The sequence below is a fragment of the Crocinitomix catalasitica ATCC 23190 genome, assembly GCF_000621625.1.
Classification (GTDB): Bacteria; Bacteroidota; Bacteroidia; order Flavobacteriales_D; family Crocinitomicaceae; genus Crocinitomix; species Crocinitomix catalasitica.
Genome location: NZ_JHXV01000007.1, coordinates 47,465 through 73,759, shown reverse-complemented (window position 1 = coordinate 73,759; position 26,295 = coordinate 47,465). Strand labels below are relative to the sequence as shown.

The 26,295-nt window shown below is 34.6% G+C and carries 18 protein-coding genes; 14 read left to right on the top strand and 4 right to left on the bottom strand.

From position 1 onward, the window contains the following. The first annotated feature begins 144 nt into the window (after positions 1-144). From T367_RS0105255 to T367_RS0105225, 7 genes are all read left to right on the top strand, one after another. Positions 145-1,650: a hypothetical protein gene (locus tag T367_RS0105255; RefSeq protein WP_027418902.1), complete on the top strand. Its 1,506-nt coding sequence runs from the start codon at positions 145-147 to the stop codon at positions 1,648-1,650. Position 1,651: 1 nt separating this feature from the next. Continuing rightward, positions 1,652-2,806, top strand: a complete 1,155-nt coding sequence (locus tag T367_RS0105250) for a hypothetical protein (RefSeq protein ID WP_027418901.1) — start codon at positions 1,652-1,654, stop codon at positions 2,804-2,806. A gap of 74 nt (positions 2,807-2,880) precedes the next feature. Continuing rightward, entirely contained in the window at positions 2,881-4,134 is a 1,254-nt protein-coding gene (locus tag T367_RS0105245) for a metallophosphoesterase (protein WP_027418900.1), read from the top strand. Next, a complete protein-coding gene (locus T367_RS0105240; RefSeq protein ID WP_027418899.1) occupies positions 4,127-5,329 on the top strand; it encodes a metallophosphoesterase in 1,203 nt (400 codons plus the stop codon). The genes T367_RS0105245 and T367_RS0105240 overlap by 8 nt, the downstream gene beginning before the upstream one ends. 13 nt (positions 5,330-5,342) lie before the next feature. Then, a complete protein-coding gene (locus tag T367_RS0105235) occupies positions 5,343-5,810 on the top strand; it encodes a nuclear transport factor 2 family protein (RefSeq protein WP_027418898.1) in 468 nt (155 codons plus the stop codon). An 80-nt stretch (positions 5,811-5,890) separates the two neighbouring features. Continuing rightward, positions 5,891-6,850, top strand: a complete 960-nt coding sequence (locus T367_RS0105230) for a proline iminopeptidase-family hydrolase (RefSeq protein ID WP_051568367.1) — start codon at positions 5,891-5,893, stop codon at positions 6,848-6,850. A 138-nt stretch (positions 6,851-6,988) separates the two neighbouring features. Next, entirely contained in the window at positions 6,989-8,386 is a 1,398-nt protein-coding gene (locus tag T367_RS0105225; RefSeq protein ID WP_051568366.1) for a PH domain-containing protein, read from the top strand. A 13-nt stretch (positions 8,387-8,399) separates the two neighbouring features. On the opposite strand, the gene T367_RS0105220 is transcribed toward T367_RS0105225, so the two are convergent. Together T367_RS0105220 and T367_RS0105215 are read right to left on the bottom strand one after the other, a co-directional pair. Then, positions 8,400-9,779 carry a DUF5723 family protein gene (locus tag T367_RS0105220; RefSeq protein ID WP_027418895.1) on the bottom strand — a complete coding sequence of 460 codons (1,380 nt, stop codon included), beginning with the start codon at positions 9,777-9,779 and terminating at the stop codon, positions 8,400-8,402. Between the two features lie 18 nt (positions 9,780-9,797). Continuing rightward, complete coding sequence (locus T367_RS0105215) at positions 9,798-11,420, bottom strand: hypothetical protein (RefSeq protein ID WP_027418894.1); 1,623 nt, start codon at positions 11,418-11,420, stop codon at positions 9,798-9,800. A gap of 360 nt (positions 11,421-11,780) precedes the next feature. Here T367_RS0105215 and T367_RS21485 point away from each other — a divergent pair, with 360 nt between their 5' ends. The 6 genes from T367_RS21485 to T367_RS0105180 all read left to right on the top strand — a co-directional run bounded on the left by T367_RS21485 (position 11,781) and on the right by T367_RS0105180 (position 21,622). After that, complete coding sequence (locus T367_RS21485) at positions 11,781-13,007, top strand: hypothetical protein (RefSeq protein ID WP_035842629.1); 1,227 nt, start codon at positions 11,781-11,783, stop codon at positions 13,005-13,007. Between the two features lie 100 nt (positions 13,008-13,107). After that, positions 13,108-16,002 (top strand): TonB-dependent receptor, encoded by a 2,895-nt coding sequence (locus T367_RS0105205; protein WP_027418893.1) that lies wholly within the window; start codon positions 13,108-13,110, stop codon positions 16,000-16,002. 1,064 nt (positions 16,003-17,066) lie between these two features. After that, positions 17,067-19,559 carry a zinc-dependent metalloprotease gene (locus tag T367_RS0105195; protein WP_027418892.1) on the top strand — a complete coding sequence of 831 codons (2,493 nt, stop codon included), beginning with the start codon at positions 17,067-17,069 and terminating at the stop codon, positions 19,557-19,559. Next, entirely contained in the window at positions 19,559-19,927 is a 369-nt protein-coding gene (locus tag T367_RS0105190; RefSeq protein WP_027418891.1) for a hypothetical protein, read from the top strand. The genes T367_RS0105195 and T367_RS0105190 overlap by 1 nt, the downstream gene beginning before the upstream one ends. Before the next feature lie 4 nt (positions 19,928-19,931). After that, positions 19,932-21,110 carry a TIGR03862 family flavoprotein gene (locus T367_RS0105185; protein ID WP_027418890.1) on the top strand — a complete coding sequence of 393 codons (1,179 nt, stop codon included), beginning with the start codon at positions 19,932-19,934 and terminating at the stop codon, positions 21,108-21,110. 110 nt (positions 21,111-21,220) lie between these two features. Further along, positions 21,221-21,622 carry a DUF7793 family protein gene (locus T367_RS0105180; RefSeq protein ID WP_027418889.1) on the top strand — a complete coding sequence of 134 codons (402 nt, stop codon included), beginning with the start codon at positions 21,221-21,223 and terminating at the stop codon, positions 21,620-21,622. A gap of 404 nt (positions 21,623-22,026) precedes the next feature. Here T367_RS0105180 and T367_RS0105175 read toward each other — a convergent pair whose 3' ends face one another. After that, positions 22,027-22,677 carry a hypothetical protein gene (locus T367_RS0105175; RefSeq protein WP_027418888.1) on the bottom strand — a complete coding sequence of 217 codons (651 nt, stop codon included), beginning with the start codon at positions 22,675-22,677 and terminating at the stop codon, positions 22,027-22,029. Positions 22,678-22,861: 184 nt separating this feature from the next. Here T367_RS0105175 and recJ point away from each other — a divergent pair, with 184 nt between their 5' ends. Continuing rightward, positions 22,862-24,580 carry a single-stranded-DNA-specific exonuclease RecJ gene (recJ, locus tag T367_RS0105170; protein ID WP_027418887.1) on the top strand — a complete coding sequence of 573 codons (1,719 nt, stop codon included), beginning with the start codon at positions 22,862-22,864 and terminating at the stop codon, positions 24,578-24,580. A gap of 155 nt (positions 24,581-24,735) precedes the next feature. On the opposite strand, the gene T367_RS0105165 is transcribed toward recJ, so the two are convergent. After that, positions 24,736-26,007, bottom strand: a complete 1,272-nt coding sequence (locus tag T367_RS0105165; RefSeq protein WP_084274316.1) for a T9SS type A sorting domain-containing protein — start codon at positions 26,005-26,007, stop codon at positions 24,736-24,738. Positions 26,008-26,295 lie beyond the last annotated feature (288 nt).

The following is a 26,295-nucleotide window of genomic DNA, read 5'->3' as shown; positions in this document are numbered from 1 at the left end:
ATTTTCTACCAAATTGTCAAATCAATTTGTAAATAAACTGTGCGGTAAAACATTATTTTAAAATCTTTATCGAAAAAAAACACATGTTTATCTATTTAAAAAGTAATTTAGTCGAATATTTTAGCGAGATCAAGTTTAATACAAATGAAAAAAAGCGTATTTCTTTCGGCATTATTCGGCATACTCATCATGTCTTGTCACACCATAAAATGGAATTCATTAAACACTACAGGTGTATTAGTTGAAGCCCCAGCAGAAATAACTGCACTATTCAATAAATATCCAGATCAAATAATGGTTCTAGATGCAAATTGTCCCGGTGCAGACTACAAATATGATATTGGCGAAAAAGATGTTTATTATGGTTATAGTAAACATTCATTTAGTTTTAATAAGGTTACGCTGAAGTTGCATGATAAAATGCCACAAGGTAAAGTGATTGTAGATATTGCATTTATAGATGACGATTTAAACAAAGTTTTAGTTAACGATGTTGATTTATTGAGATTAGCCCCGAAATTCGATGCTTCCGGAGACATGATTTATCCTGAAATAATTGAAGAAGAGTTTAACCGATTTGGCTATACATTTAGAAAAGAACATGATGAATTTTCAATAGAATTAGCTAATAAAGATTCTGACCTACTGAATTCCATTGAAGACAGAGCCTACCGATGCCAAATAGTGAACAACTGCTTGGCTCCTACAAAATGGGAATTTTCGCTAACAACGGAAGATTATTCCGATTTTAATAAAAGGCTGAAGGAGACGCATAATTTGAACCAAAACAGAATCCTGTCACACAGTTGGTTCTATATGGATAAAGACCTTTACGCAGCTTTAATTCATGCAAAGAATCCTGATTTTAACGCTGATTTTAATATGGATTATTCAGCACTTTCAGACAAGGCAGAACAGGTTGCAATTGACTTTTCTACACTAAGAGAACCTATAAAATATAGAACAAAGACAGAATTATTAGAATTAGGTTATAAAACGGGTAGACAAATTGAACCACTAGATAACGAACAATTTTATAAAAAAGAATATCAATTACTGCTAGAAGGTAAGGATCAAACCTATACATCTATTTTAGAAACTCCTGTTAAAACAACACAATTTCAAGACGCAGGTTTCTATACAGAATTAACACCAAAAGAATTTGACTTAAACTGGATGAAACATTTAGACTCTGTTCATCTTGATGTTGTAAATGTAAAAGGAACAGATGCTTATATCGAATTAACATTAACAGGCCAATGGTCCCCATATAAAATAAACATAGGAAATATAGACCTTGCGCAACTGAGTGAACAAAAATTATTCGGATTATTATTTGGTATCAATACTTATCCAAAGAACAGAAGATATAACCCTGTTCAAAGTACGATTTCAATTGACGCAGATCTTTTGCCCAATGACATAAAACCTTATGTCTTTCTTACAAACAAGGACGACGATAAATGGGTAAACAATCAATATAAAGGCATAGAAAAAATTTATTTAACGTACGAATCGATGGAAAAAGACGTGCTCGTTATTTATGTTTTGTCATACGAAAGAATAACGCCAGTATGGATGGCTAGAGTTAAACTCACAAAAGAAATGCGTGAAAAAGTAAGAATACGCAAAGGACTTTACAATTATTAAGATGAAATCAATATTTAGACTTCTAGTCTGTTTTGTATTCCTAACAACATTTAGTGGATGGGGACAAAATGCGATTAAACAAACAAAACAACAAACGCGCTTTTTTTATACCCAGTTAAACCTGCATGGTGGCTACATCCATGATTTAAATGGAGGGCGTTTTGATGTTACAAATCGATCTCCAAAAAATCAATTGGCTTTTCAATTCTTTTCAATGAATAAAAAGCAAATGCAAAAAGGATATGTAAAAATATTAAGTTTAAATGCTACTCAAATTCGCGTCTCTATCCCTTTTAATAAAACCGTAAATAGTTTAGGTAACCGTGAAGCTGATTTTAAACTTCAAATTTTAGATACTTGGCTTAAATTCTCAACTAAATGGGATCGAACAACACTTTGGATCGGTAATAAATCAATCCCGTATGGACATAATCCAAAACTCGACCCTGTGTCAAGTTTCATGACAAATTTAATAAAGATGGATATTGGTTTTGTTCAAGATTTAGGTGTGTTTCTTAAAACTCCAATTTCGAATAATTTCGATATGGAACTGTCTATAACATCTGGAGGTGTGCTCAATAAACATGTACTTATATGTGACAATCTGATTAATGATGATAATACACAAGACTTAAAGCCTGCTTTTTCTTTGTCGAATTATGCTTATGAAAATACCTGGCTGGTAACTTCTCATATTGGCAACCCTACTTACCGAAAAAACGAATTCGGCATTAATTTGGTTTCCGGAAAAATTGCAAATACCATTATCCCTAATGATTTTGTGCAAATAAATCGAATTGGTGGAGATTGGGTATTTAAGTATTATGAAAAGTTTAAATTCACCAACCAAGTTACTCTTGGACACACAAATTCAGATAAAGAAGGTCATTTTTCATCTCTACATTTTCAATCTAGTGTAGACCTTTTTACTAAAAATAGATTTTTTATTAGCACATCTTATGCATGCAACTACCTAAATTCACTAAGTTCTGATGTCTATCACCTGAACATGACAAGTGCTACCAGTTTTACCTATTCCTTTTCTCCACATACCCGATTACGCTTAAACACATACTATTCTTCAATTGTTGAATTTGAAGAAAAAAGATGGGGAGTTCTATTACAATTTGTCGTTGGTATCGGAAAGCGACCATAATTAGCATTGATTTATTAATGTTTAAACAAATAATTCGTCTCAATTAGCGGTATATTTGTACCAAATTGAATTGAATGAGAACTTGGTTAATGCCTTTAACAATAATTTCAATATTATTATTTATTGAAATTTACACTTATAAAGCACTAAAATCTAGATGGTCAAACTATACTAAAAGGTGGCGAATCACCCTTAAATATGGGCATTTAACGTTGATGATTTTGTCAATCATCGGAATTGCAGCCATGTTTTTAATTGGACGAAATTTCCCTTCTTGGATGCTGAACTTTTTCTTTGGTTTAGTCATCATTAACTTAATTTCTAAGTTTCTATTTACACTTATTCTATTGGTTGATGATATCATTCGTTTAGGTAAATGGATCAAACAAAAAACAACGAACAACAATTCAACCGGTGAGGAGAAAGAAGGTATATCGAGATTAGACTTTATGGTGAAATCTGGTGCTATCGTCGCAGCTGTTCCAGTAGCATCCTTAACCACAGGCATGTTTGTCGGTCCATATAAATACACTTTGCATCAACCAAAAGTAAATTTACCCAATTTACCACCGGCTTTTGAAGGACTGAAAATTGTACAAATATCTGATATTCATTCTGGCAGTTTCTACAATAAAAAAGCAGTGAATAAAGGCATCGATTTATTATTGGCTCAAAAACCTGACATTATTTTTTTTACGGGAGACTTAGTCAATGATTCTGCCACTGAAATGGATAATTATATGGACGTGTTTTCTCGTTTAAGTGCGCCATTAGGTGTTTATTCCATTCTGGGCAATCACGATTATGGCGATTATAGACAATGGAAGAATGATGAAGATAAAGCTGCAAATCTAGACCGTTTGAAAGCTATACACGGCGAATTAGGATGGCGACTTTTATTAGATGAGCATGTATATATTGAAAAAGAAGGTGAAAAGATAGGTTTAATTGGCGTTCAGAATTGGGGAGCAGGATTCCACCAAGTCGGTGACTTAGCAAAGGCAGCCAAAGATTGTGACGCACCTGTTAAGCTTTTATTGTCGCATGATCCTACTCATTGGGATGAGCAAGTAAGGAAAGAATACAAAGATGTAGATATTACATTTAGTGGACATACACATGGTTTACAAATGGGAATTGAAACTGGAGGTTTTAAGTGGAGCCCCATTAGTTTAAGGTATGAAAAATGGGCTGGACTATACAAAGAACAGCAACAATATCTCTATGTTAACCGAGGATATGGTTTTTTAGGTTACCCTGGTAGAATAGGAATATGGCCTGAAATTACAGTAATGACTTTACATAAAAACGATTCAAATAATGCATAGTAGATTTAGCATACTGCCATTTATTATAGTTGGAATTCTCTTTCTATTACAAGGCTATGCGTATAATGGATTGTCATGGCTAGCATTATTATCTGATGATGTTTTTAGTACAGTTGTCCAAACAATTCACTACGGTTTATTTGCTGTTGCCATTGCATCACTACTGATTATCTTTGCTGGTGGAAACCGATTATCAAAATCGTTAAGAAACTTTTTTTTTGCATTCGTCTTCATCGATCTATTCACATTATTAACTTTTGATTTATTCCTCCTACTTGATGACATCCGAAGATTATTTACAATGTTTTTTGTCGATGAAAATCCACGCAGTGTAATACTGATTTATATCGGTCTTGTTATTTCTATTCTCCCCGCCATCCTATTCATACTTGGCATGATCATAGGACCATATCGTTATAAGGTTCGGAGAACATCGATTGAAATCAAACATTTGCCAGCATCATTTAAAGGACTTAAAATCGTTCAAATATCGGATATACATTCTGGTAGTTTTTACAACCCTAAGGCTGTGCAAAGAGGTGTTGATTTAATTCTACAACAAAAGGCAGATATCATTGTATTTACAGGAGATTTAGTGAACGATGATGCCACAGAAATGGATCCTTATATTTCTATATTTTCCCAATTGAAGGCTCCTTTGGGTGTATATTCTATTCTGGGTAATCACGATTATGGTGATTATGTACAATGGCCAAGTAAAGAGGCGAAGGCAAAAAATTTAGAAGACTTAAAAGGCGTTCATAAAAAAATGGGTTGGCGCCTATTACTAGACGAACATCTTTATTTAGAAAAAGGACAAGATAAAATTGGCTTAATAGGTGTGCAAAATTGGGGGAAAGGATTCCACCAAGTCGGCGATTTGGCAAAGGCATCTGCAGGTTGTGAAGCACCAGTAAAAATTCTATTGTCTCATGATCCTAGTCATTGGGATGCTGAAGTAATTACAAATAATAAAGACATCAATCTTACTTTAAGTGGACATACACACGGCGCTCAAATGGGGATTGAATGGGGCAAATTAAAATGGAGTCCAATTCAATTGCGTTATAAAAACTGGGCAGGGCTTTACCAAAACGCTGATCAGTATTTGTATATTAACCGTGGATTTGGGTTCTTGGGATATCCTGGACGCCTTGGTATATGGCCAGAAATAACAGTTTTAGAATTAAAATAAAAAAACAGAACAAATGAATAATGCAACAATAATTGAGGAGTTTTATACTGCTTTTACGAATCGTGACGCTGCTAAAATGACGTCTCTTTATTCGGACGATGTGATATTTTCAGATCCTGCATTTGGCACTTTAAAAGGCGAAAAAGCTAAAAATATGTGGCGGATGTTATTGTCTAATAAAGGCGAAACGAATATGTCATTTCGCGATGTAAAAGGAGGAGAAAACGAAGGTTCTGCGCATTGGACAGCAAAATACACATTCAGTCAAACTGGGAATAAAGTAGTGAACGAAGTGGATGCTAAATTCAAAATTAAAGATGGAAAAATCATTGAACATCATGACGATTTCAATTTACATACTTGGGCAAAACAAGCGTTCGGTTTTAAAGGTAGATTGATTGGTGGAACAGGTTTCTTTCGTAAAAAATTACAAGCCAGTACCAATGAACTTCTTAATAAATTCGAGGCAAAACAAAGCTAGTTTCAAGTAAACTATATTTTTCAGCTAATTGAATAATACAATGAACTCAATGGAATTAGAAAATTTCAAATAAAAAACACATGCAGCAAATCAAAATCTTAATCACTTTTACGTGCTTCTTTTTAGTTTTAATTGGTGGTTCGACTGCTTTAGCCGGAACGAATCCAACACTAAAGGCAAGTGAAGGTTATGTCGAAGTGAATGGCGGCAAAATGTGGTACCGCATTTTGGGTGAAGGAAATGAAGCCCCACTTTTAATGATGCATGGCGGACCAGGTGGTACCAGTCGTTCGTTTTATTTATTTGAGAAATTAACCAAAGATCAACCGATTATATTATTCGATCAATTTGGTAGCGGTCGTTCAGATCACCACCAAGACACCAATCTTTTAAAAGTCCATGAATTTGTTGCGCAAGTAAAAGCCTTAACCTCCCATTTAAACCTCAACGAATTCTATTTATATGGTCATTCGTGGGGAACTGCTTTAGCACTCGAATATTATGTAGCACATCCACAAGGTGTAAAAGGAATTATTTTTAATAGCCCTTATTTTAGTACCGCTATTTGGGAAGCTGATGCCGACACATTAATTATGGCCTTGCCTGACACTATTCAAAAAGCCATTGCAATGGGCGAAAAAACTGGTGATTTTAGCTCGCCTGCTTATCAAAATGCCAACAGGATTTATTTGGCCAATTACGGTTTGCGAAAAAAAGGTTTATCAAGCGACCTAGACACTGTTGTTGCTCGAGGTAATTATTTCATCTATAATTATATGTGGGGACCAACAGAATTTACTGCTAATGGTACTTTAAAGACTTACGACAATATTGCTGCCTTAAAAAAGATTTCTGTCCCTACCCTATTCATCACAGGAGAATATGACGAAGCTAGACCCGAAACTTTGCTTTATTTTCAGCAATTGGTTCCGAATTCTCAAGTGGCAGTCATAAAAGGTGCTGGCCACGCAACTATGCATGATAATTTACCCAGCAATACCAAAGTGATGCGTAAGTTTTTGAAGAAAGCAAACAAGTAAAGTTATTACGCATTGCTTTGAAAATGCTTTCAGCTTTTATATAGCAAATGTTAAAGTTTGCTAAGCATTACAATTCGACGCGCAATAAATCTTGAAATATTTCATAATCTGTAATATTTTGGCTTAAAATCAGAATATATGCTGCGTACTTTATTGATCATACCCTTATTTACTTTAATCAGCTCATACTGTTTTGCCCAAAATAAACCATCAATTCACATTGGCTTTTCAAAATACTATGCTACCTACGATTTTATTCAAAAACTATCCGACTATTATCCTGACAATGCTTATAAAGAACTTTTTTCTACCTCCAAATACAATACAACTAAATACAGCGATTTAATTTCAAGATTCGACACGCTCGACATCTATGCTTCTTATAATTTTAACGGTTTTCAAGTAGGACAAAAAATGCCAGGAATTACAATCCATCAAATACAAAGGTTATTAATAGAATCAGCAGACCTTAATGATTTCAAAACCCAAGCTTTTGGAATTGTACCAAGTTCTGAAATCTATGCCCTTGCCAACATCATTGAGACATTCCTCCCTGTTTATAACACATTGATTTATGAACCTAACAAACTAAATTTCGAATCAAAAGTAAAAGACCTCAGCCGTTATATCGATTCAGTAAATTTGAGCGGTTATTTTCAAAATGGATTAAACTTTTACAATACCAATTGGGATTATGCAATTCCTTTTAATATCACTTTTATCCCATCAATTGAAAAAAATGGCTTTACAGCTACCGCTTTTTCGAATCAAGCCGTGAGTGAAATCCAATTAGATTTTGACCAATACGATATTCTATTCAGTGTATTAATGCATGAAATTTATCATATTCTATACGACGAACAGAATTTAAAATATAAAAATGAAATCAATGATTGGTTTGACCAAAGCAATTCCAACAACGCCCAATATGCCTTGTTGTTAATGAATGAAGTGTTGGCAACTGCCATCGGCAATGGATATGTTTACGAAGATCTAAATGGCGTAGCTGATTCGCTTGATTGGTACAATATGCATTATATCAACGCTATGGCTAAAAAGCTATATCCAACAGTGAAAAAATATATTTTAGCGGACAAAAGCATTGACCAGAATTTTATCAATTCTTATTTATCAATCTATGACAATGAGTTTAGCAGTTGGAATATAGAACTTGAAAATTTAATGACCTATCGATACGTTATAAGTGAAGATCAAGATTTTTTTGATTTCATTCGACAGTTATATCCCTACTCGAATTATAGAAATTCTGACTATGAACTAACGAACAATTCAATTGAAAAAATGATGGAAGTTCCGTTAACTAAAGTAATATCGATTAACAACCAGCATAAAACGCAGCTTACCATGATCAGTTCTAATTTTCCAGAATTAAAAAATTGGAAATTCAACCCAAAAAAGGACTTCATATATACAACCGCTTTAAATGATAAGACGAAACTAATCATTGTGAATGCAGTTACACGATCAGCGGAAGAATTGTGGGTGGAAACATTTATTGATGGTAAAATTCCATAATTAAAAACTGCCCTTAATCTTCTTGAACAAGCTTCTTTTTATCCTCTTTTACCTTACCAATCTGAAAGCTCATGCCAACACTAACATCTACCGAACGTTGTGATTGAGGATTTATCAAAGCGAACATTGAATTTGTCATGGCATATATTTGAAACGTAGCCAAACGAACACTCACACCAAGACCTAAATTCGACTTACCATAATTGTAAATTCCGTAATTCGCCGTCATTGACAACCAGTATTTCACGCGTAAATTGGCAGATAAATTTACTGCTGTTCTGTATTGGTCGTAACTCAACGAATTGTACCAAGTTAAACCCACATTAAAAATATTTGAGACATCATAATTCGCTCCAACATAGAACCTCGAATAGGTTTTAGTTTTATATGCATTTGCGGTCTCATTGATATTGGCCAACTGTTCTAAAGAATCTAACATCTTATCAAAAATCGCTGTGCTATCCTCTAAAAATTGCTCTAAATCAATTCCATCATATTTAAATGCAAATTTTTCGATGCTATAATTGGTCACATTGTCTTTCCATTTAATCTGCCCAAAATCTATTAAACTACCTGTTAATTGAATCTTATCTGTTAGGTCGTATGTCAATCCTAAATCAATAGCAATACCATTATTTCTACTGCTTTTTATTGCCGATCTCACTTGTCTATTATCAATTGCAACACTATCATTATAAAACGCTGCAGTATTTGAGGTATTCACTAAAGCCTCTCCATCTACCGTTAAATCAAATGTTTTTGCATCCGTATATAAACCAAAATTACTATTCGCTGTTTGCACATTTGCCACACCTTTAAGATATTTTACTTTAGCCCCAACTACTAATTTTTCACCGAACTTTCTGTTCCAAACGAACCCAAATTCTAAATAAGACATCATATTATATCCTAAACCATCAAATGAGGCTCTTTTGCCGATTGTCTCCTCACCACCGTTTCCATAATACACCAATTCTAACAAACCTTTAGGATAATTAAAATTACTGTGTAAAACATGGTTTATCGTCACCCCATAAGTCGACTTTTCATTCGTGAAATGAAATGCAAACAATTCATTCCGCATATCAATATCAAAATAATTAACCGCTTTCATTTGGCTCAGCGCCTTGTCTATGGTCAAGTTTAAAGAATCATTAGCATTGTTACTTTCTAGGACATCCTCAATAGAAAACCCTGAATTAGAAGCGCCAATTTGAATTAAGTTACTGAACGGAGCAAAAGACAAACCTACTTTCGCTTTTGATCGAAATGCGGGGTTTTCGTATTGCCCTTGCACAATATTGTCCATATTGTAAAGTGTAAAATTAGATTGCGCATATAAACCTGAAAAGCAAGTAAGGATAAAACCTAATGCCAAAATTATTTGTTTCATAATCGAATTTTTTGACAGTTAAAAATTAAGCTTGCCTTCTACCTGCATTCCTAATTTGATTGATAGACTATAGAAATCGTAGAGTTTAACAATATCACCATTTATCCCATTCGCAGTTTCTGCATCTGTGCGAATAATTATATATTTCGCATGTTTCAATTTAGGCACATCCAATCTTTCAATTGAAATATCTGTGATCTGTTCCGTTTTGTCAATCACTAAACCATCTGCATTAATTCGACCCGATTTCACTATGTTTTCTATACCAATAGTTGGCGTTAACAAGGTTGTATAATCTTCGTCAACAAAAGTCACACCTGCAGATAAATCAATAGGGAATCCATTGTTAATAATCAATCGAAACATAACCCGTTCAACTTCTTCTACATCATCTGAAAAGTCAAACTCAACCGTATCTACCATTTGAAAACCGTGCGCAAAACCTTCTAACGGTAATTCTATTTCTGCATTTATTTTAAATTGACTTACATCTTCAATGAAGTTAGGCGTTACCGGCGGACCATCAGGATTTGCTAGCCCACTTGCTGCGAAATGAAAGTATTTCGGGACAGGTGTAATTATCGTTGAAATATTAGTCGTATTCGTTTTATTCAACTCTAATAAATAAGACCGATCATCGCCAAATTCTGTTGGATACGGAATTGAAATTGTACTAGGATACCCATCCAAAACAAATGTTTCTCCTGTGACCTCACTGACTGTTTTTAAATCTGACAAATTCACTTCCACTGGAAAACCAAATGAATTGATCATCTCCAATCTAATTTTAGGGTTTGTTAATTCGAAATAACCATCAATTGCATTATTAAAAATGCGCAATAGTATTGAATCACTGTAGCTACCTAATGAATGCATTCCAAAATTACCTGTTGCATTTTTATAATTGATATCAGTAAATCCTATGGATGTTTCAAAACTTTCAGTTCCTACTATTTCTTCACCTGTACCATTAATTGTTATTGAATAATTCGCTTCAATTTCATTTACAGTCATTCCATCTAGAGTAAAATCACCAATAGCACCCGCCAAGTCAATTGACCTAGCCAGTTCTTGTGGAACATCACCATCATAAGTCAACTCAAAAGACTCATTAATTGGCGCGCCTCCGACTAATAATGAAGGAATTTCAATTTCAATCGTCAAATCATGTTTAAGATCTGTAGAAAAGGAAAAATCTAAGGAACCTGATTTAAAAGTAACCGAATGAATTTCCATTCCAGCTACTGGCTCAATCAACAAACTACTTGTTTCAGATGAAGTGGCAGTTCCCGAATAACTTATTGCAGGCAGCGGCCCTAAATCAAGCAAACTAAACCGCAATGATTCAGAAAAGTCTGGAATATCAAATAAATCTTCGGCTCTAAAGGATAATATTTCACCTTTATATGTCAAAGCGATCTCTCCTGTAATTGGATCGATGATTACAAGATCCGTACTATCTGTTCTGGCAAGAATGTCATAGACACCAAATTCGGTATGCGCTACAGGGACTGCAAGTATTGGATTCCAGGAAGTGCTTGTTATTTTACTTAAATCTTTATAGGGATCTAATTTTTTACATCCTGCAAAAAGCAATAGCAGTCCGACAGCCATTAAATTGGCTTTCTTGAGTAGGTTCATAGGTGAATTTTAGACAACAAAAATATTAAAATAATTATCGATCAATATTTATAAACAAATATACTTCAATCATATACCCATATCTATCCCTGAAAACAACCAGTTTCCTAACCACACCAATCTACTGTATTAAAAGTTTTAGAAATAAATACATCAATAAACAAAAAAAAATAATTCTCTTGCTTTTACCCACCTCCAACATTAAGACCTAACTATTTTATTTTCTGACTATTAAGTATTATTTGGTAACATTAAATTAACGTTGTTAGCGTTTTATTTATCTACTGTTAAAACTACTGTAATATCCTTTGAGTAAATCTGACTGATCTTTGTCAAAAAAAATTGAAAAACAAATTGAATATGAAAAAGAAATTAACTTTAGTGATGTTAGTAACGGCAGGAGCTTTAATGACTGGCATGACATCATGTAAAAAAGAAGGTTGTACTGATGCAGCTGCAACTAACTATGACGAAGATGCGAAAAAAGATGACGGATCTTGTATTACTGAGGTTGAAGGAAACGAAGTAAAGGTTACTGGAAACATTACATCAAACACAACTTGGACAAAAGATAAAGTTTATATCTTAACTACACGTGTTGCTGTAACTTCAGGTGCAACTTTAACAATTGAAGCTGGAACAGTAATTAAAGGTGATGCTGGAACAGGAGCTAATGCAACTGCTTTAGTAATTGCAAAAGATGCTAAATTAATGGCAAAAGGAACAGCTGCTGAACCAATTATCTTTACTTCAGTTGCTGATAAAATTGTTTCAGGACAAATTGCTTCTCCAAACTTATCTCCAGATTTAGATGGTTTATGGGGTGGTTTATTGATTCTTGGAAATGCTGAAATTTCTGCAGATGCTGCATCTGTTCAAATCGAAGGAATTCCAGTTTCTGATCCAAACGGATTATATGGTGGAACTAACAACGCTGATAACTCAGGTGTTATTGAGTATATCTCAATCAGACATGGTGGAGCGAATATCGGTGAAGGAAATGAAATTAACGGATTAACATTAGGTGGTGTTGGTTCAGGAACTACAATTAATCACGTTGAGATTATCGCTAATCAAGATGATGGTATTGAGTGGTTTGGTGGATCGGTATCTGTAAACAACGCAGTTGTTTGGAATGCTGGTGATGATGCAATTGATACGGATCAATCTTGGTCAGGTACTTTAGATAACTTTATCGTAATAAACGCAGGTGATGAGTGTTTTGAATTAGATGGTCCTGAAGGAGCAATGGAAGCTAAGCACACAATCAAAAACGGTTCAGTTTATGCTGACGGTGCTGATGGTTTAGTTGATTTAGATGACAATTCTTGGGTAGATATGAGTAATATTTATTTCTTCGGAGTTTCTGCAGGACAAGATTTCGATCAAATCCCAACAGTTTACGCTTGTGCATTTGCTGCTTTTCAAGCTACTCTTCCAGATGCTGATGTAACTGCTTTCTTTAAAGATGGTGCTGATGCATTTGTAACAACAGTTGCTGAAGGTGCAAACACTGTAGGTGCTGACAAATCAGTATTCAATACTTGGTCTTGGGCTGCAGTTAACGGATCTTTAGCTGATTTTTAATCTAGAACAAACATTATAACTTTTTTGACTCGTAGGTATACTAAAATATACCTACGAGTTTTTTGCTAAAACACAACTAAGCAATTTAAACATTTTTAAAATGAAAATACAGTTTCTATATTCTATTCTTTTATTGACAACTATGTTGTTTTCTCATAGCGGATTAAGTCAAGAAAATGGATTTATTCGCGGGACAATAATTGATGAAAAATCGAACCAAACAATGCCTGGGGTTAGGGTAAGCATACCTGAATTAACAAAAGGTGTTAGAGCAGATTTGGATGGTAAATATAGTTTTACAGTTGCTCCTGGAACTTATACTTTAGAATTAACCTTTATTGGTTTTGAAAAAATTATCATTCCAGCAGTTGTTGTTAAAGCAGGAGAAGCTTCTCTTGTAGATGACATCTATATGCAAGAGGCAACGAACGAGTTGACAACAGTAGTTGTTACTAAACAACGTGTTCGCTCAACTGAAAATGCAGTTTTAAACATGAAAAAAACTGCTGTTGGACAAATTGACGGTATATCTTCTGCTCAATTCAAGAAAATTGGTGATTCTGACGCTGCTTCGGCAATGACTAGAGTTCCTGGTGTATCTGTTGCAGGTGGTAAATATGTTTATGTACGTGGTTTAGGTGATCGCTACAATAAAACATTATTAAACGGTATGGATGTTCCGGGTCTTGATCCTGACAGAAATACAATCCAAATGGATATTTTTCCAACAAATATTTTAGATAATATTATTGTGAATAAAACATTTGTTGCTGAACTTCCAGCTGATTTTACAGGTGGTGTAGTTGATATCTCATTAAAAAGTTTCCCTGAAGAAAGAAAAAGAAGTTTTTCTATCAGTGCTGGTTACAATCCAGGTTTTCACTTTCAACAAGATTATATGACTTACGAAGGTGGTAAAACTGACTTTTTAGGTTTTGATGATGGAACACGTGATATTCCTGCGACATCTAATATTCCGTTTTTCGCTGAAGCAATTGGTGATGAAGAAAAAGCGACTAGATACAAAGAAGTATTGGGTGGCTTTAATTCAACAATGGCAACTTTCAGTAAAATGAGTTTGATGGATGGATCTGCATCTCTTTCTTTTGGAAATCAATTCAAAAAGAAAAAGTTAACCATCGGTTATAATGTAATCGGATCTTATAAAAATTCAACTGAATATTATAAAGAAGCTGAATTTGGTAGATATGGTTTAGCTGGTGATTTAGACAATACGCAAATGGAGGTTCGTGAATTACAAACTGGATCGTATGGCGTTAATAATGTATTAATGACAGGTATGGCAGGTATTGCTGTTAAGACGCAAAAAGCGAAATTCACTTTAAATTTATTACACCTTCAAAATGGTGAGTCTAAAGCAGGTGTTTTTGATTATTATAACTCTGATCAAGGTGCTGTATTTCACGGATATCAACACAATCTTGAATATAGTCAACGTTCTTTAACGAATGTTTTATTGACTGGTAAGCACAGTAACTACGAAAATAAATGGGATGTTGAATGGAAATTAGCTCCAACATTGTCTTTAATTAAAGATCCAGACATTCGTTTTACAAGATACGAAGAAAGAGGTGACTCTTTAGTAATTGGAACAGAAGCTGGTTTTCCAGAACGTATTTGGAGAGAGTTGAACGAAAAAAACCTTTCTGGAAAGGTTGGCGCAACAAAGACTTTTAAATTTAGAGAAAGAGATGCTAAATTTAAATTTGGTGCTGCACATACTTATAAGCAAAGAGATTTCGTAATTAGAAATTTCGCATTGAATATTAGAAATGTAAATTTAACAGGTGATCCTGATGAATTATTTGCAGATGAGAATATCTGGCCAATCAATGGCGATATCTCAAAAGGGACAACTTACGAAGCTTCTTTCCTTCCTGCAAATCCTAATAAATACAATTCTAATGTGAACAATACAGCAGGTTATATCTCTGCAGAATTACATCCTTGGAAACGTATTTCAACAACAATTGGAGTTAGGGTTGAAAATTATGTTCAACGTTATACTGGACAGGATCAATTAGGAACCAACGTATTTAAGAATGATGAAGTATTAAATAATTTAGGACTTTATCCATCATTAAACATGACTTATAAGGTTGATGATCGTCAAAACTTCCGTTTCTCTTATGGTAAAACAGTTGCCCGCCCGTCATTTAAGGAACTTTCATATGCTGAGATATATGATCCAGTTACTGGTCGTACTTTTATTGGTGGTTTGTTTACAGATGTTGACAAAGCTTCAGGTAAAGTTTATTGGGATGGTGAATTAGAAAGTACAGATATCCACAATTTTGATGCACGTTGGGAATTTTTCAACAAGCCAGGATCTACAGTATCATTGACTGCATTCTATAAAAAATTCTTAAACCCGATTGAAATTGTTCAATTTGCTGCTCAAACTGGATCTTTCCAACCACGTAACGTTGGTAACGGTGAGGTTATCGGTGGAGAATTTGAAATGAGACAAAACCTTAAAAAACTCGGTGAAAAGTTCGAAAACTTTAGCTTCAATTTAAACTTGACTTATACAGCTTCTCGAATTCAATATAGTGAAACTGAAAAGGAAAGTAGAGAACTAAACGCTAGAACAGGTCAAACAATAGGTGACTATAGAGACATGGCAGGACAAGCGCCTTACTTGATTAACTTAGGTTTCTCTTATAGAGGTGGTACTGAAGGTTTCTTAAAAGGATTTGAAGCTGGTGTTTATTATAACGTACAAGGTAGAACATTACAATATGTTGGTATTGTTGATAGACCAGATATCTATTCTGTTCCTTTCCATAGCTTGAACTTTAATGCGAACAAAAGCTTTGGTGAAAAAGGTCAGTATACAATAGGTGTTAAAATCAATAACTTATTAAATGACGATAAAGAGTCTATTTATAGATCTTTCGAAACGGATAATCAATATTTCTCACGATTAAGTCCTGGGACTACATTCAGTGCGAAATTCAGCATGAATTTTTAATTTTTTTTCAAAACATTTTTTTTTATAAGCCATCCGTACGCCTGAGGCGTACGGATGGCTTTTTTGTTTTCATTCATTTTTTTGTAATGACTTATTTTGAAAAGGAATTTTTAGACGTTTGATTTGCAATTTTTTGTCCTATAATTTAAATCATGTCGCAATAATAGTTTCCATCAGATGACGCAAATTAAAAACCAAAGATGAATACAGATTATCTCTGATTTAGAAAGTTGAAAATTAAGCATGAGGATTACACAATCTGGAATCTCCATCATAACTCATCCACTTTTTATAACACCTCATTTTTTTCATAATCCTAACACTAAAACGCGCTACAGCGTAGCGAAACCTCAATAAAAAAAAATCGCCACACCGTGGCACCGACTTGCTACAGCGTAGTAATACCTTTTCCCCCTCTCTCGCGCTCATTTAGCGTTAGCGTAATGAGTGTGTTCTTCCGTCGCATTTGCAATGCGAATAATATTGAATTTTAAAAAAGGCGTACAATTGGCACATTAAGAGTTTTACAGTTCTCTTCTTCATATCCTAAATAACTGAGGTTAATAACTTAAATGATTATTGGTAGTGGCATTACAAATGCCAAAAATAAGAACACACTCATTACGCTTTGCTAAATGAGCGCGAGAATGGGAAATTAGTGTTACCATCAGATTCAGGTTGCTTCACCTACATCACACTTTTTTTACTAACCACTATAGACTCAAGACTCAGGACTAACTGTTAACAACTCTAAGACTATGTGCGTTAGCGATTGCAGCGGATATCCTTTTTTCTGCATCCGGCAGTAAAAAGATTAGAGCGGAAAGCGCGCCCGCTTCGGCTTCGCTCAGCGAGCCAGGTAGGGAACGCCCTAACTTTAATTATTAATCCAAAACAATTCCCCATCTAAACATCCTTTTTTCCTATAGACTCAGGACTAACGAATATCAACTAACAGCCTCCAAATAATCAACCTTTCATCCTTTCCACAAAGCTTTCATCCATAATCCTGATTGAAAATTAAGCTTAAAACAGTATACTTGTATCTTAACAAAGTTTTCTCCATGATAAAAAAGACATTTCTTCAAGCAAGTTTTTTAATCCTGACGCTAAGTATTACCAATATTTCCTACGGTCAGCTTTTTAAAAAAAACAAGAAAAAAGACCAACCTAAAACGGAACATAAGAGCCCTAAAAAAGACGGAATGCAGCCTTACACGAAAGTGATAACAAAGGATGCAGAATCGCAAAATGGATTATTTACTGTACATAAAATTGATAAAGCATTTTATTATGAAATTCCCGACAGTTTATTAAATCGGGAAATGCTAATGGTAACAAGAATTGCCAAAACAGCAACTGGAATTGGATTTGGTGGAGGTAAAACCAACGAAAAGGTATTGCGATGGGAAAGACGTGAAGATGATATTCTTTTGCGTGTTGTGTCGAATGCAATTTATGCGGCTGATTCTTTACCCGTTCACGAAGCGGTATTGAATTCGAATTTTGAACCTATTTTATTTATGTTCCCGATTAAAGCATTGGGCAAAGATTCAGCGTCGGTTGTGATTGATGTAACGAATTTATTTGACACCGATGTACATGCATTGGGTTTTCCGGAATCGTATAGAAAAAGATATAAAGTGACTAGAATGGACGATAAACGTTCGTATATCGATAGAATTAGTGCTTATCCTATCAATATTGAATCGCGTCATGTAAAAACTTATAATGCTGCTGCACCACCATCAAATTCGAGTGTAGGCGCAATATCAGTTGAGATTAGTAATTCAATGATTCTTTTACCTGAAACGCCAATGCGTCGCCGTTATTTTGATGAGCGTGTAGGTTGGTTTACATCAAAACAAACGGATTATGGTGATGAAGCACAAAAAACCAAATCGTACCAATATCTTGATCGTTGGAGATTGGAAGTAAAACCTGAGGATATTGAGAAGTTTAAGAATGGCGAATTGGTTGAACCTGTTAAACCGATTATCTATTATATTGACAGAGCGACTCCTGAAAAATGGCGCAAATATTTAAAAGAAGGCATTGAAGATTGGCAAGTGGCATTTGAAGCTGCAGGTTTTAAAAATGCCATTATTGCAATGGATCCTCCAACAAAAGAAGAAGATCCAGATTGGAGTCCAGAGGATGCGCGTTATTCTGTTGTGCGTTATTTAGCTTCTCCTATTCCTAATGCGAATGGACCACATGTAAGCGATCCGCGAAGTGGTGAGATTTTAGAGTCGGATATTAACTGGTATCACAATGTGATGACTTTGTTACACAATTGGTTCTTTGTGCAGACTTCTGCAATCAATCCGGCTGCTAGAGGAACAGAATTTGATGATGAAACGATGGGTCGATTGATTCGTTTTGTATCGTCTCACGAAGTTGGACATACTTTAGGATTGCCTCATAATATGGGTAGTAGTGTTGCTTACCCAGTTGATTCTTTGCGCTCGCCTGCATTTACTAAAAAATACGGAACGGCACCTTCAATTATGGATTATGCACGATTTAATTATATTGCACAACCAGGTGATGGTGATGTTGCTTTGATGCCGGATATTGGTCCTTACGACAAGTATTCAATTGCTTGGGGATATAGACCGATTTTAGAGGTTGACGATGCAAAAGACGAAAAGAAAATATTAGATGGTTGGATTCTTGAAAAAGCGGGTGATCCTTTGTATCGTTTTGGCAAACAACAATTCGGTGTAATTGATCCAAGTTCACAAACAGAGGATCTTGGTGACAATGCTATGAAGGCAAGTACTTACGGCATTAACAACCTTAAAATTGTCATTCCAAATATGATGGAGTGGATTGCAAAAGATGGTGAAGATTATAGCGATTTAGAAACACTTTATGGACAAATTGTAGGACAATACAACCGTTATATGGGGCATGTAACTGCGAATATTGGTGGTGTTTATGAAATGTATAAAACCTACGATCAAGCAGGTGCTGTATACACACATGTTCCTTTAGACCTACAAAAAGACGCGATGGACTTTTTACAAAAAGAATTATTTGCGACGCCAACTTGGTTATTGAATCAAGATATTTTTAATAAAATTGAGTATGATGGTAGTGTTGAACGAATTAGAAAAGTGCAAGTTGCTACATTAAATAATTTACTTGACTTTGGCCGAATGGCTAGAATGATTGAAAACGAAGCGATAAATGGTGATTCTGCTTATGCGCTTGTTGATGCAATGGAAGATTTAAGAAAAGGACTTTGGTCTGAAACTAAATCGGGGGCTAAGATTGATGTTTACAGAAGAAACTTACAGAAAGCACATATTGAGCAATTGTCGAATTTGATGACGAAAGAACAAACGCCAATTCCACCTCAATTTGCTCGTTTCATTGTTCGAACAAATGTAGACGCGAGTCAATCAGACATCCGTTCGGTTGCAAGAGCTGAATTAAAAGCTTTGGAAAAAGACCTTAAGTCTGCTGTTGGTAGAACGAGTGACAAGATGAGTAAATATCATTTAGAGGACGCATTAGCTGAAATAGACCTTATTCTTAATCCTAGATAATGAACCTAGAAGAGAAAATCGCAAGTCTTGATGCATCAATTCGACCAGCATTTGAAGAGGATATATTGCAGATGCAGGAAGATATTTACCGCTACCTTGCAGAAATTGATGGTTTTGATGTACGTAAAGTTGAACCAACAGTCGATCCTAAATGTCGATTAAAAGCAGTTTGTCAAACTACAATTAGTGAACCTTTTTTCAATATTATTGTGAGAACAGTATGGCAAACAAGTTTAGCTTTTGATGAAGAATGGCATCGATTTACGGTAACTGAATTAGGCATAGAATTCGAATTCTTAACTTGGGTTGACGAATATGTATCGGGCAAGATTTGGTTCGAGCATGTGAAAAAGGAAATTCAACCCTAAGCAAATGAAACAAACAATAGCGCTAATCGGAGGTGGTCCTGCAAATTTGATGGCGGCTTATTGGTTGAGTAAAAAACACCATGTTTTACTCTTTGAAAAAGGGAAAACAATAGGAAGGAAATTCTTGGTTGCTGGAAATGGAGGATTTAACCTTACTAATTCAGCTTTAGCAGACGATTTGCATAAAGTTTATACCCCGAAAACATTCCTGCAACCCTTCCTCCAACAATTTGATTCTAAAGCAACGATTGATTGGTTAAATGAGCTAGGTATTGAAACCTTTATAGGCTCAAGTGGTCGTGTTTTTCCTGTTGATGACATCAAACCACGAGATGTCTTATTAAAGCTTAAAAACGTTTTGATTGAGCAAGGTGTTGAAATATTTACGCATCACGAATTCGTAGGATTCGATGATAGCCATTCCCCTATTCTACAATTTGAAAACGAAAAATTTACCCCTAAAGCAGACCGTTATATTTTTGGATTAGGTGGTGCTTCGTGGAAAATTACTGGAGCCAACCAAAAGTGGCTTCCCTTATTCGATTCGATCGGTGTTAAAACCATACCATTTCAATCTTCTAATGCTGGAATTAATATTAATCTTCCCGAAAATTTCTATGCTGATTTTGCGGGGAAGCCTTTAAAAAATATAGCAGTAAAAATTGGCGATACAATTTTAAAAGGCGAAGCTTTAATTACTAAAACTGGCTTGGAAGGCAATGCAATCTACCCTATTGTTCCGCATATCAGAAAAGGCTTAGAAACGGCAAAAGAAGTGCCAATTTTCATAGATTTTAAGCCCAATAATAGTTTAGAAAGCCTTTTAGCGAAGGTTAAAAACAAGAAAATACAAACAAAAAACTATAAGTTCGTTTTTAATTTAACAAGTGAAACGCTTTTCTTAATCAAAAATTCGCTGTCTAAAACAGCCTATCTCGATCCGTATATTTTCGTTGAAACCATTAAAAATACCCGACTAAACACTTATTCTATTCGACCAATAGAAGAATCTATCTCAACCGTTGGTGGTATTGATACACAAGAGATTGCCGAGGATTTATGGTTGAATAAACATCCACATTTAGGTGTAATTGGAGAAATGATTGATTGGGATGCACCCACTGGAGGTTTTCTTTTACAAGCATGTTTTTCGATGGGTTTTCGCATTGGAAATTCCATTTAAACGTTGATATCATTGTCATCCAAGAAAACATTTCAATTAAAATGTTTATTATATTTGGCCAAGGTGATTGTTATTAAATTAACAACCTACAACCAATATTTTAATGCGAAATGATTGAATTTGACAAATCAAATATCAGTTTAATCGATCACGATATTTTATATATCCAATTGGCAAAAGATGAAGAAATTGCTTTAATGGATTATAAACAGATCAGATTGGCATCTTTGCGTCTAACAGGCAATAGAGAGGTGTACAATTTAATCGAAATCGGCGAGCGAACTATTCCTAACCGTGAAACGCGTGAAGCGTGCATGGCTGATGCGACCAAAGGTTTTATTATCGCTGAAGCTATTGTGGTGACATCGCTGGGGCAAAGAATAATTGCAAAACACATCCTAAGACAACAAAAAAATATAATACCCAGACGCGTTTTCTCTACGGTAGATAAAGCTCAAGACTGGATTTTTGAATTAAAAGGTCAATTATCGCCGGTTTTTATTGGTGCTTAAGTAGGTCGAGGACTAGGCATGAATTGTCGCTATAGTCAATATAAAGGGACCAATTATTGGTGCCGATAAAACTAATTTTAACATTACTAAAATGTCATATTGAATAGAAACATGTCTATTCTAAAATATTACATCACCCCTTCAGGGTTTTAAACCTATTTATTGTAAATATCGAAGGAATGTCTTCCTCCGCTATTTTATATCGTCCCTTCGGGACTTGATAGAAGAGACAAAAAGGCTCACCTTCTTCTCTCATTCGTTAAATCTTTATGAGAGCACGACAAGACTTACGCTTGTGACTTCGAGTCCATCAAATCGACTGTGTCGTTTTGATCCTCAGTCACCGCTAATTTTTATTTAACAATTTGAACTGTTCCTTGACCGACCAATTCTGGATCAAATAACTATTTCAAAACATAAACATCATAAGTAATAAAACACTTCAGAATTTCCTTCCATTCATCTGTTTTGGGGCTTAGAATATAAGTTGGGATCTTATCAATTTTAGTTTTCTTATTATTGATCTTACGTAAGTTTATCGCATCATTATCTAAATCCAACTCTTTTATTTCTAAACTACCCGCACTTATTTTAATGCTATTGGCAGAGTAATACCCATTATCTTCTTTAGATAAGATCAGATACTCACCAGGATTTAAACCTTCGTATAGTTTATTGTCAGGTATGGTCGCATCATATAAATAAGTTTTTACGGGCATTAGGAAATAATAAAACTCTCCGTCTAAAGCTACTTGCACTGAATCGCTTGGCAATACTCCTAGTAAATACCCGTTTCTGATGGAATATTTCGAATTCTCTCGAATCTCTTCACGACTGATATTCAACAGCCTATTCTTTTCAAGATATAAACCACGTTCGTCGATTCCCAATTCGTTTCCTACAACATTCCGAAACTCATTCTTTTCATTCTCTTCGAGTGAATACACTTTGTAATTCTCTTCGCTAAAATTAGAAAGTGCTTTAAGATCCAGGGCCGTATTATCGGCAAAGAAAACAGAATACACATCCGATTTTTTCTGACCGTAAACAGACATACTTAGCAACGTAAGGCAAAACAAAAAATACTTCATAAAATTATAAACGCGTTAAACTACTTATGGTACATAAGTCAAGTGTATAAAATTAGTTAATTTTCGACGTTTGACAAAAAACTAATCAAAAGGAGGTACCTGTCACATAATTCTCTTATATTTAAATCCCAAACATTATAAAAAAGCAATGGAATATAAATGGACAATAAAAAAGGATGCCCCAACCGACACCATTGCTCAACTAATTGAAGAAGTTGGTGTTACCCGTCCAATTGCAAATCTTTTAGGTCAAAGAAATATCTATACTTTTGATCGTGCCAAAGCATTCTTCAGGCCAGATAAAAAAAATATTCTTGACCCTTTTTTAATGTTAAATATGGGGCATGCTGTCAATCGAATTGAAAAGGCCATTGCTTCAAATGAAAATATTCTAATCTATGGAGATTATGATGTTGATGGCACAACTGCTGTTGCATTAGTCTATGAATATTTGATTGAAGAATATGATCAGATAGGTTATTATATCCCAGACAGATATTCGGAAGGATACGGAATTTCAATGCAAGGCGTTGATTTCGCAATTGACAATAGTTTTAGTTTAATTATTGCATTAGATTGTGGAACCAAAGCACTTAAACAGATTGCTTATGCCAAAGAAAACGGTGTAGATTTCATTGTTTGTGATCATCACAATCCTGGAAAAGAACTACCAGATGCAATTTTATTGAATCCAAAACAAAACGAATGTTCTTATCCTTTTCAAGAATTATCAGGATGCGGCATAGGATTCAAATTGGTGCATGCCTTGTCTAAAAATAGAGAACAACCGTTCGATCATTTATTGCCATTAATGGACTTACTTGTTGTGAGTATTGGTGCCGATTTAGTTTCTATGAATGGGGAGAACCGTACCCTTGCTTCGATGGGATTGAAAGTGCTCAATACAAAACCTCGAATTGGGTTTAAAAAACTGCTTCAACTAGCGAATAAAACGGGCGAATTAAGCGTGATGGATGTTGTATTCACCTTGGCGCCTCGAATTAATGCGGCAGGTAGAATTAAATCAGGCAATGATGCTGTTGAATTATTATTGGGTAAAAACTTAACCGAAGTTGACGTTATTGGAAAATTAATCAATGAGCAAAACGAAACCCGAAAAGGTTTAGACAAAGCAATAACTAAAGAGGCGCTTGATTTAATAGATAAAGACCAAAATTACAGCAATAAAAAATCGACTGTAGTGTTCAAGAATGATTGGCACAAAGGTGTAGTTGGCATTGTAGCATCACGTTTAATTGAGCAACATTATAGACCGACGGTTGTTTTGACTGAATCGAACGGGGTAGCTGTAGGATCTGCTAGAAGCATAAAAGGGTTCAACCTTTATGATGCGATTGAAGAATGTTCTCATTTATTGACTCAATTTGGTGGGCATACTTTTGCTGCGGGAATGAGTTTGCCGTTAGAGAATGTTGAAGATTTTCAAAATAGTTTTGATCAAATTGCACAGAAATGGATTGATAAGGAAATGCTTGTTCCTCAACTTGAAATAGATATGCCATTAGAGTTTAGAGATATTTTCGGTAGCCAAACGAAAGGCATTCCAAAATTCTATCGTGTTTTAAAACAATTGGCTCCTTTTGGTCCCGATAATATGGCACCTGTTTTCATTTCTTACAATGTTAAGGACACCGGCTTTTCTAGATTATTGAAAGATGTACATGTGAAGCTCAACCTTTTTCAAGATGATTTCCCCGAGATTAAAATTAATGCCATTGCTTTTAATTTTGGACATCTATATAGTCGCATTCAAAATGAACCTTTTGACATTGTTTATACCATTGAAGAAAATCACTGGAATGGTAGCTCATCTTTGCAATTGATGATTAAGGATATTCGTTTTTAGATTTTAGAACGCTGCGCTTCTTAACCACAGTAGCTTTATGCGTAAGTGGTGTTAGATGGTAGAACGCTGCCTCGAATTCAAGAATGACGATCCTTATAACAAAAAGCGCCCTATCGATTTCTCAATAGGACGCTTTGAAAATAATATTCTATTTTTTAATTCTTAACGAATCTGTTTATAGCAGATACTGAATTGTCAAACTGCGTTTCAATTAAATAAACACCTTGCTCTAATTCCGAAACATTCAATATAGTTTGATTTGTTTCTCCAATAGTTTTAGAAAGAATTAATGCGCCAGCCATATTGTAGACCTGAATTGATTGAATAGATTGGTCAGCATTAATATTAACAATATCATGACTTGGGTTCGGGTAAACCGCTAATTTATTGATAACCTCTTTTTTAATACTCAAATCAACTGCAAGTTCCGAACAAAGGCTTTTAATTCCAGATTCGAACAATGAAATACTAATTTCACTTAGCTCACCTTTAAAAGTAAGATAGTAACCATTAAACATATCAAAATCTGCAGCACTTTCATCTAATTCAATGATAACGCCTTCAATTGTCATTGGGAAAGCGCCATTAAGATAAGCAAAACTACCTCCATTAATAGCGAACCCCATCTGAGATAATTGCGCTTCCATTGCATAAATTTCAAATGTCGCTATTTGTGATTCACCAGACATGGCAAAGCCTAATACGCCATAGCTTCCATAAAATCCAGGTTGACTCATTTGGTTGATACCAACATAAGGTGCTATATCATCTATCTCGTTACTTAAAGTGATTGATAAATCATCCTCACCCCATGTGCCCACTACTCCATTATCTAAGATACTTGGTGCCCATGCGCCTAATGTAAAATCTTCACACATCATTGGTTCTGGTTCTTCAAGTTCAATAGTTTTACAAATGTTTTTTATTCCTGATTCGAATAGTAAAACAGCAATATCATCGATATCACCATCAAATATTAAATAATACCCACTCCATTCATCAAAATCAGGAGCACTTTCGTCTACATCAACAGTAACACCGCCAATTGTCATCGGAAAAACATCATCCATATAAAAGGTTGCACTGCCATTCACATTGAATCCCATTTGGCCTAATTGATAATCAAAAGCATAAATTTCTATCTCAATTTTCTGATTATCACCTGACAATTCAAAATCCACTAATGCATTCCAACCATAAATTCCTGTCTGAAAATAATTTAATTCGACTCCTCCACCTCCTAATCCAGGATCACTTATGGCAATATTTAATTCGTCATCACTCCAATCTCCAATCGTGTCTTCAAATTCGAAGGTAGAAGTCTCCCATAATTCTGTTGTGAAATCTTCACAAATCGTTTCTTGTGCAAAATTTATATTCACTATTCCTAGCAAACATAAAATGAAAAGTAGTCTTAACTTTTTCATAGTTATAAGTTTTGTTATTAGTTATATATAAGACCCTTAAATGAATTAATAGGTTGCCTTAAATGATGTGTTTATTAAATTAACAACTCGTTTTATGTGTATAAATCGAATCGTTTTTACCTAAAATATTAAACCACACTAAACACTATTAATCAAGTACTTTACAATGAATTACACGACAATACTTCCCCAATAAAAACAGATGTATTAAAAGACTTATTACTTTTATGTTTCGTAAATAAAAAGAGCATTTAATTCTAAAATAAGTTGAATCGAGACATCAAAATT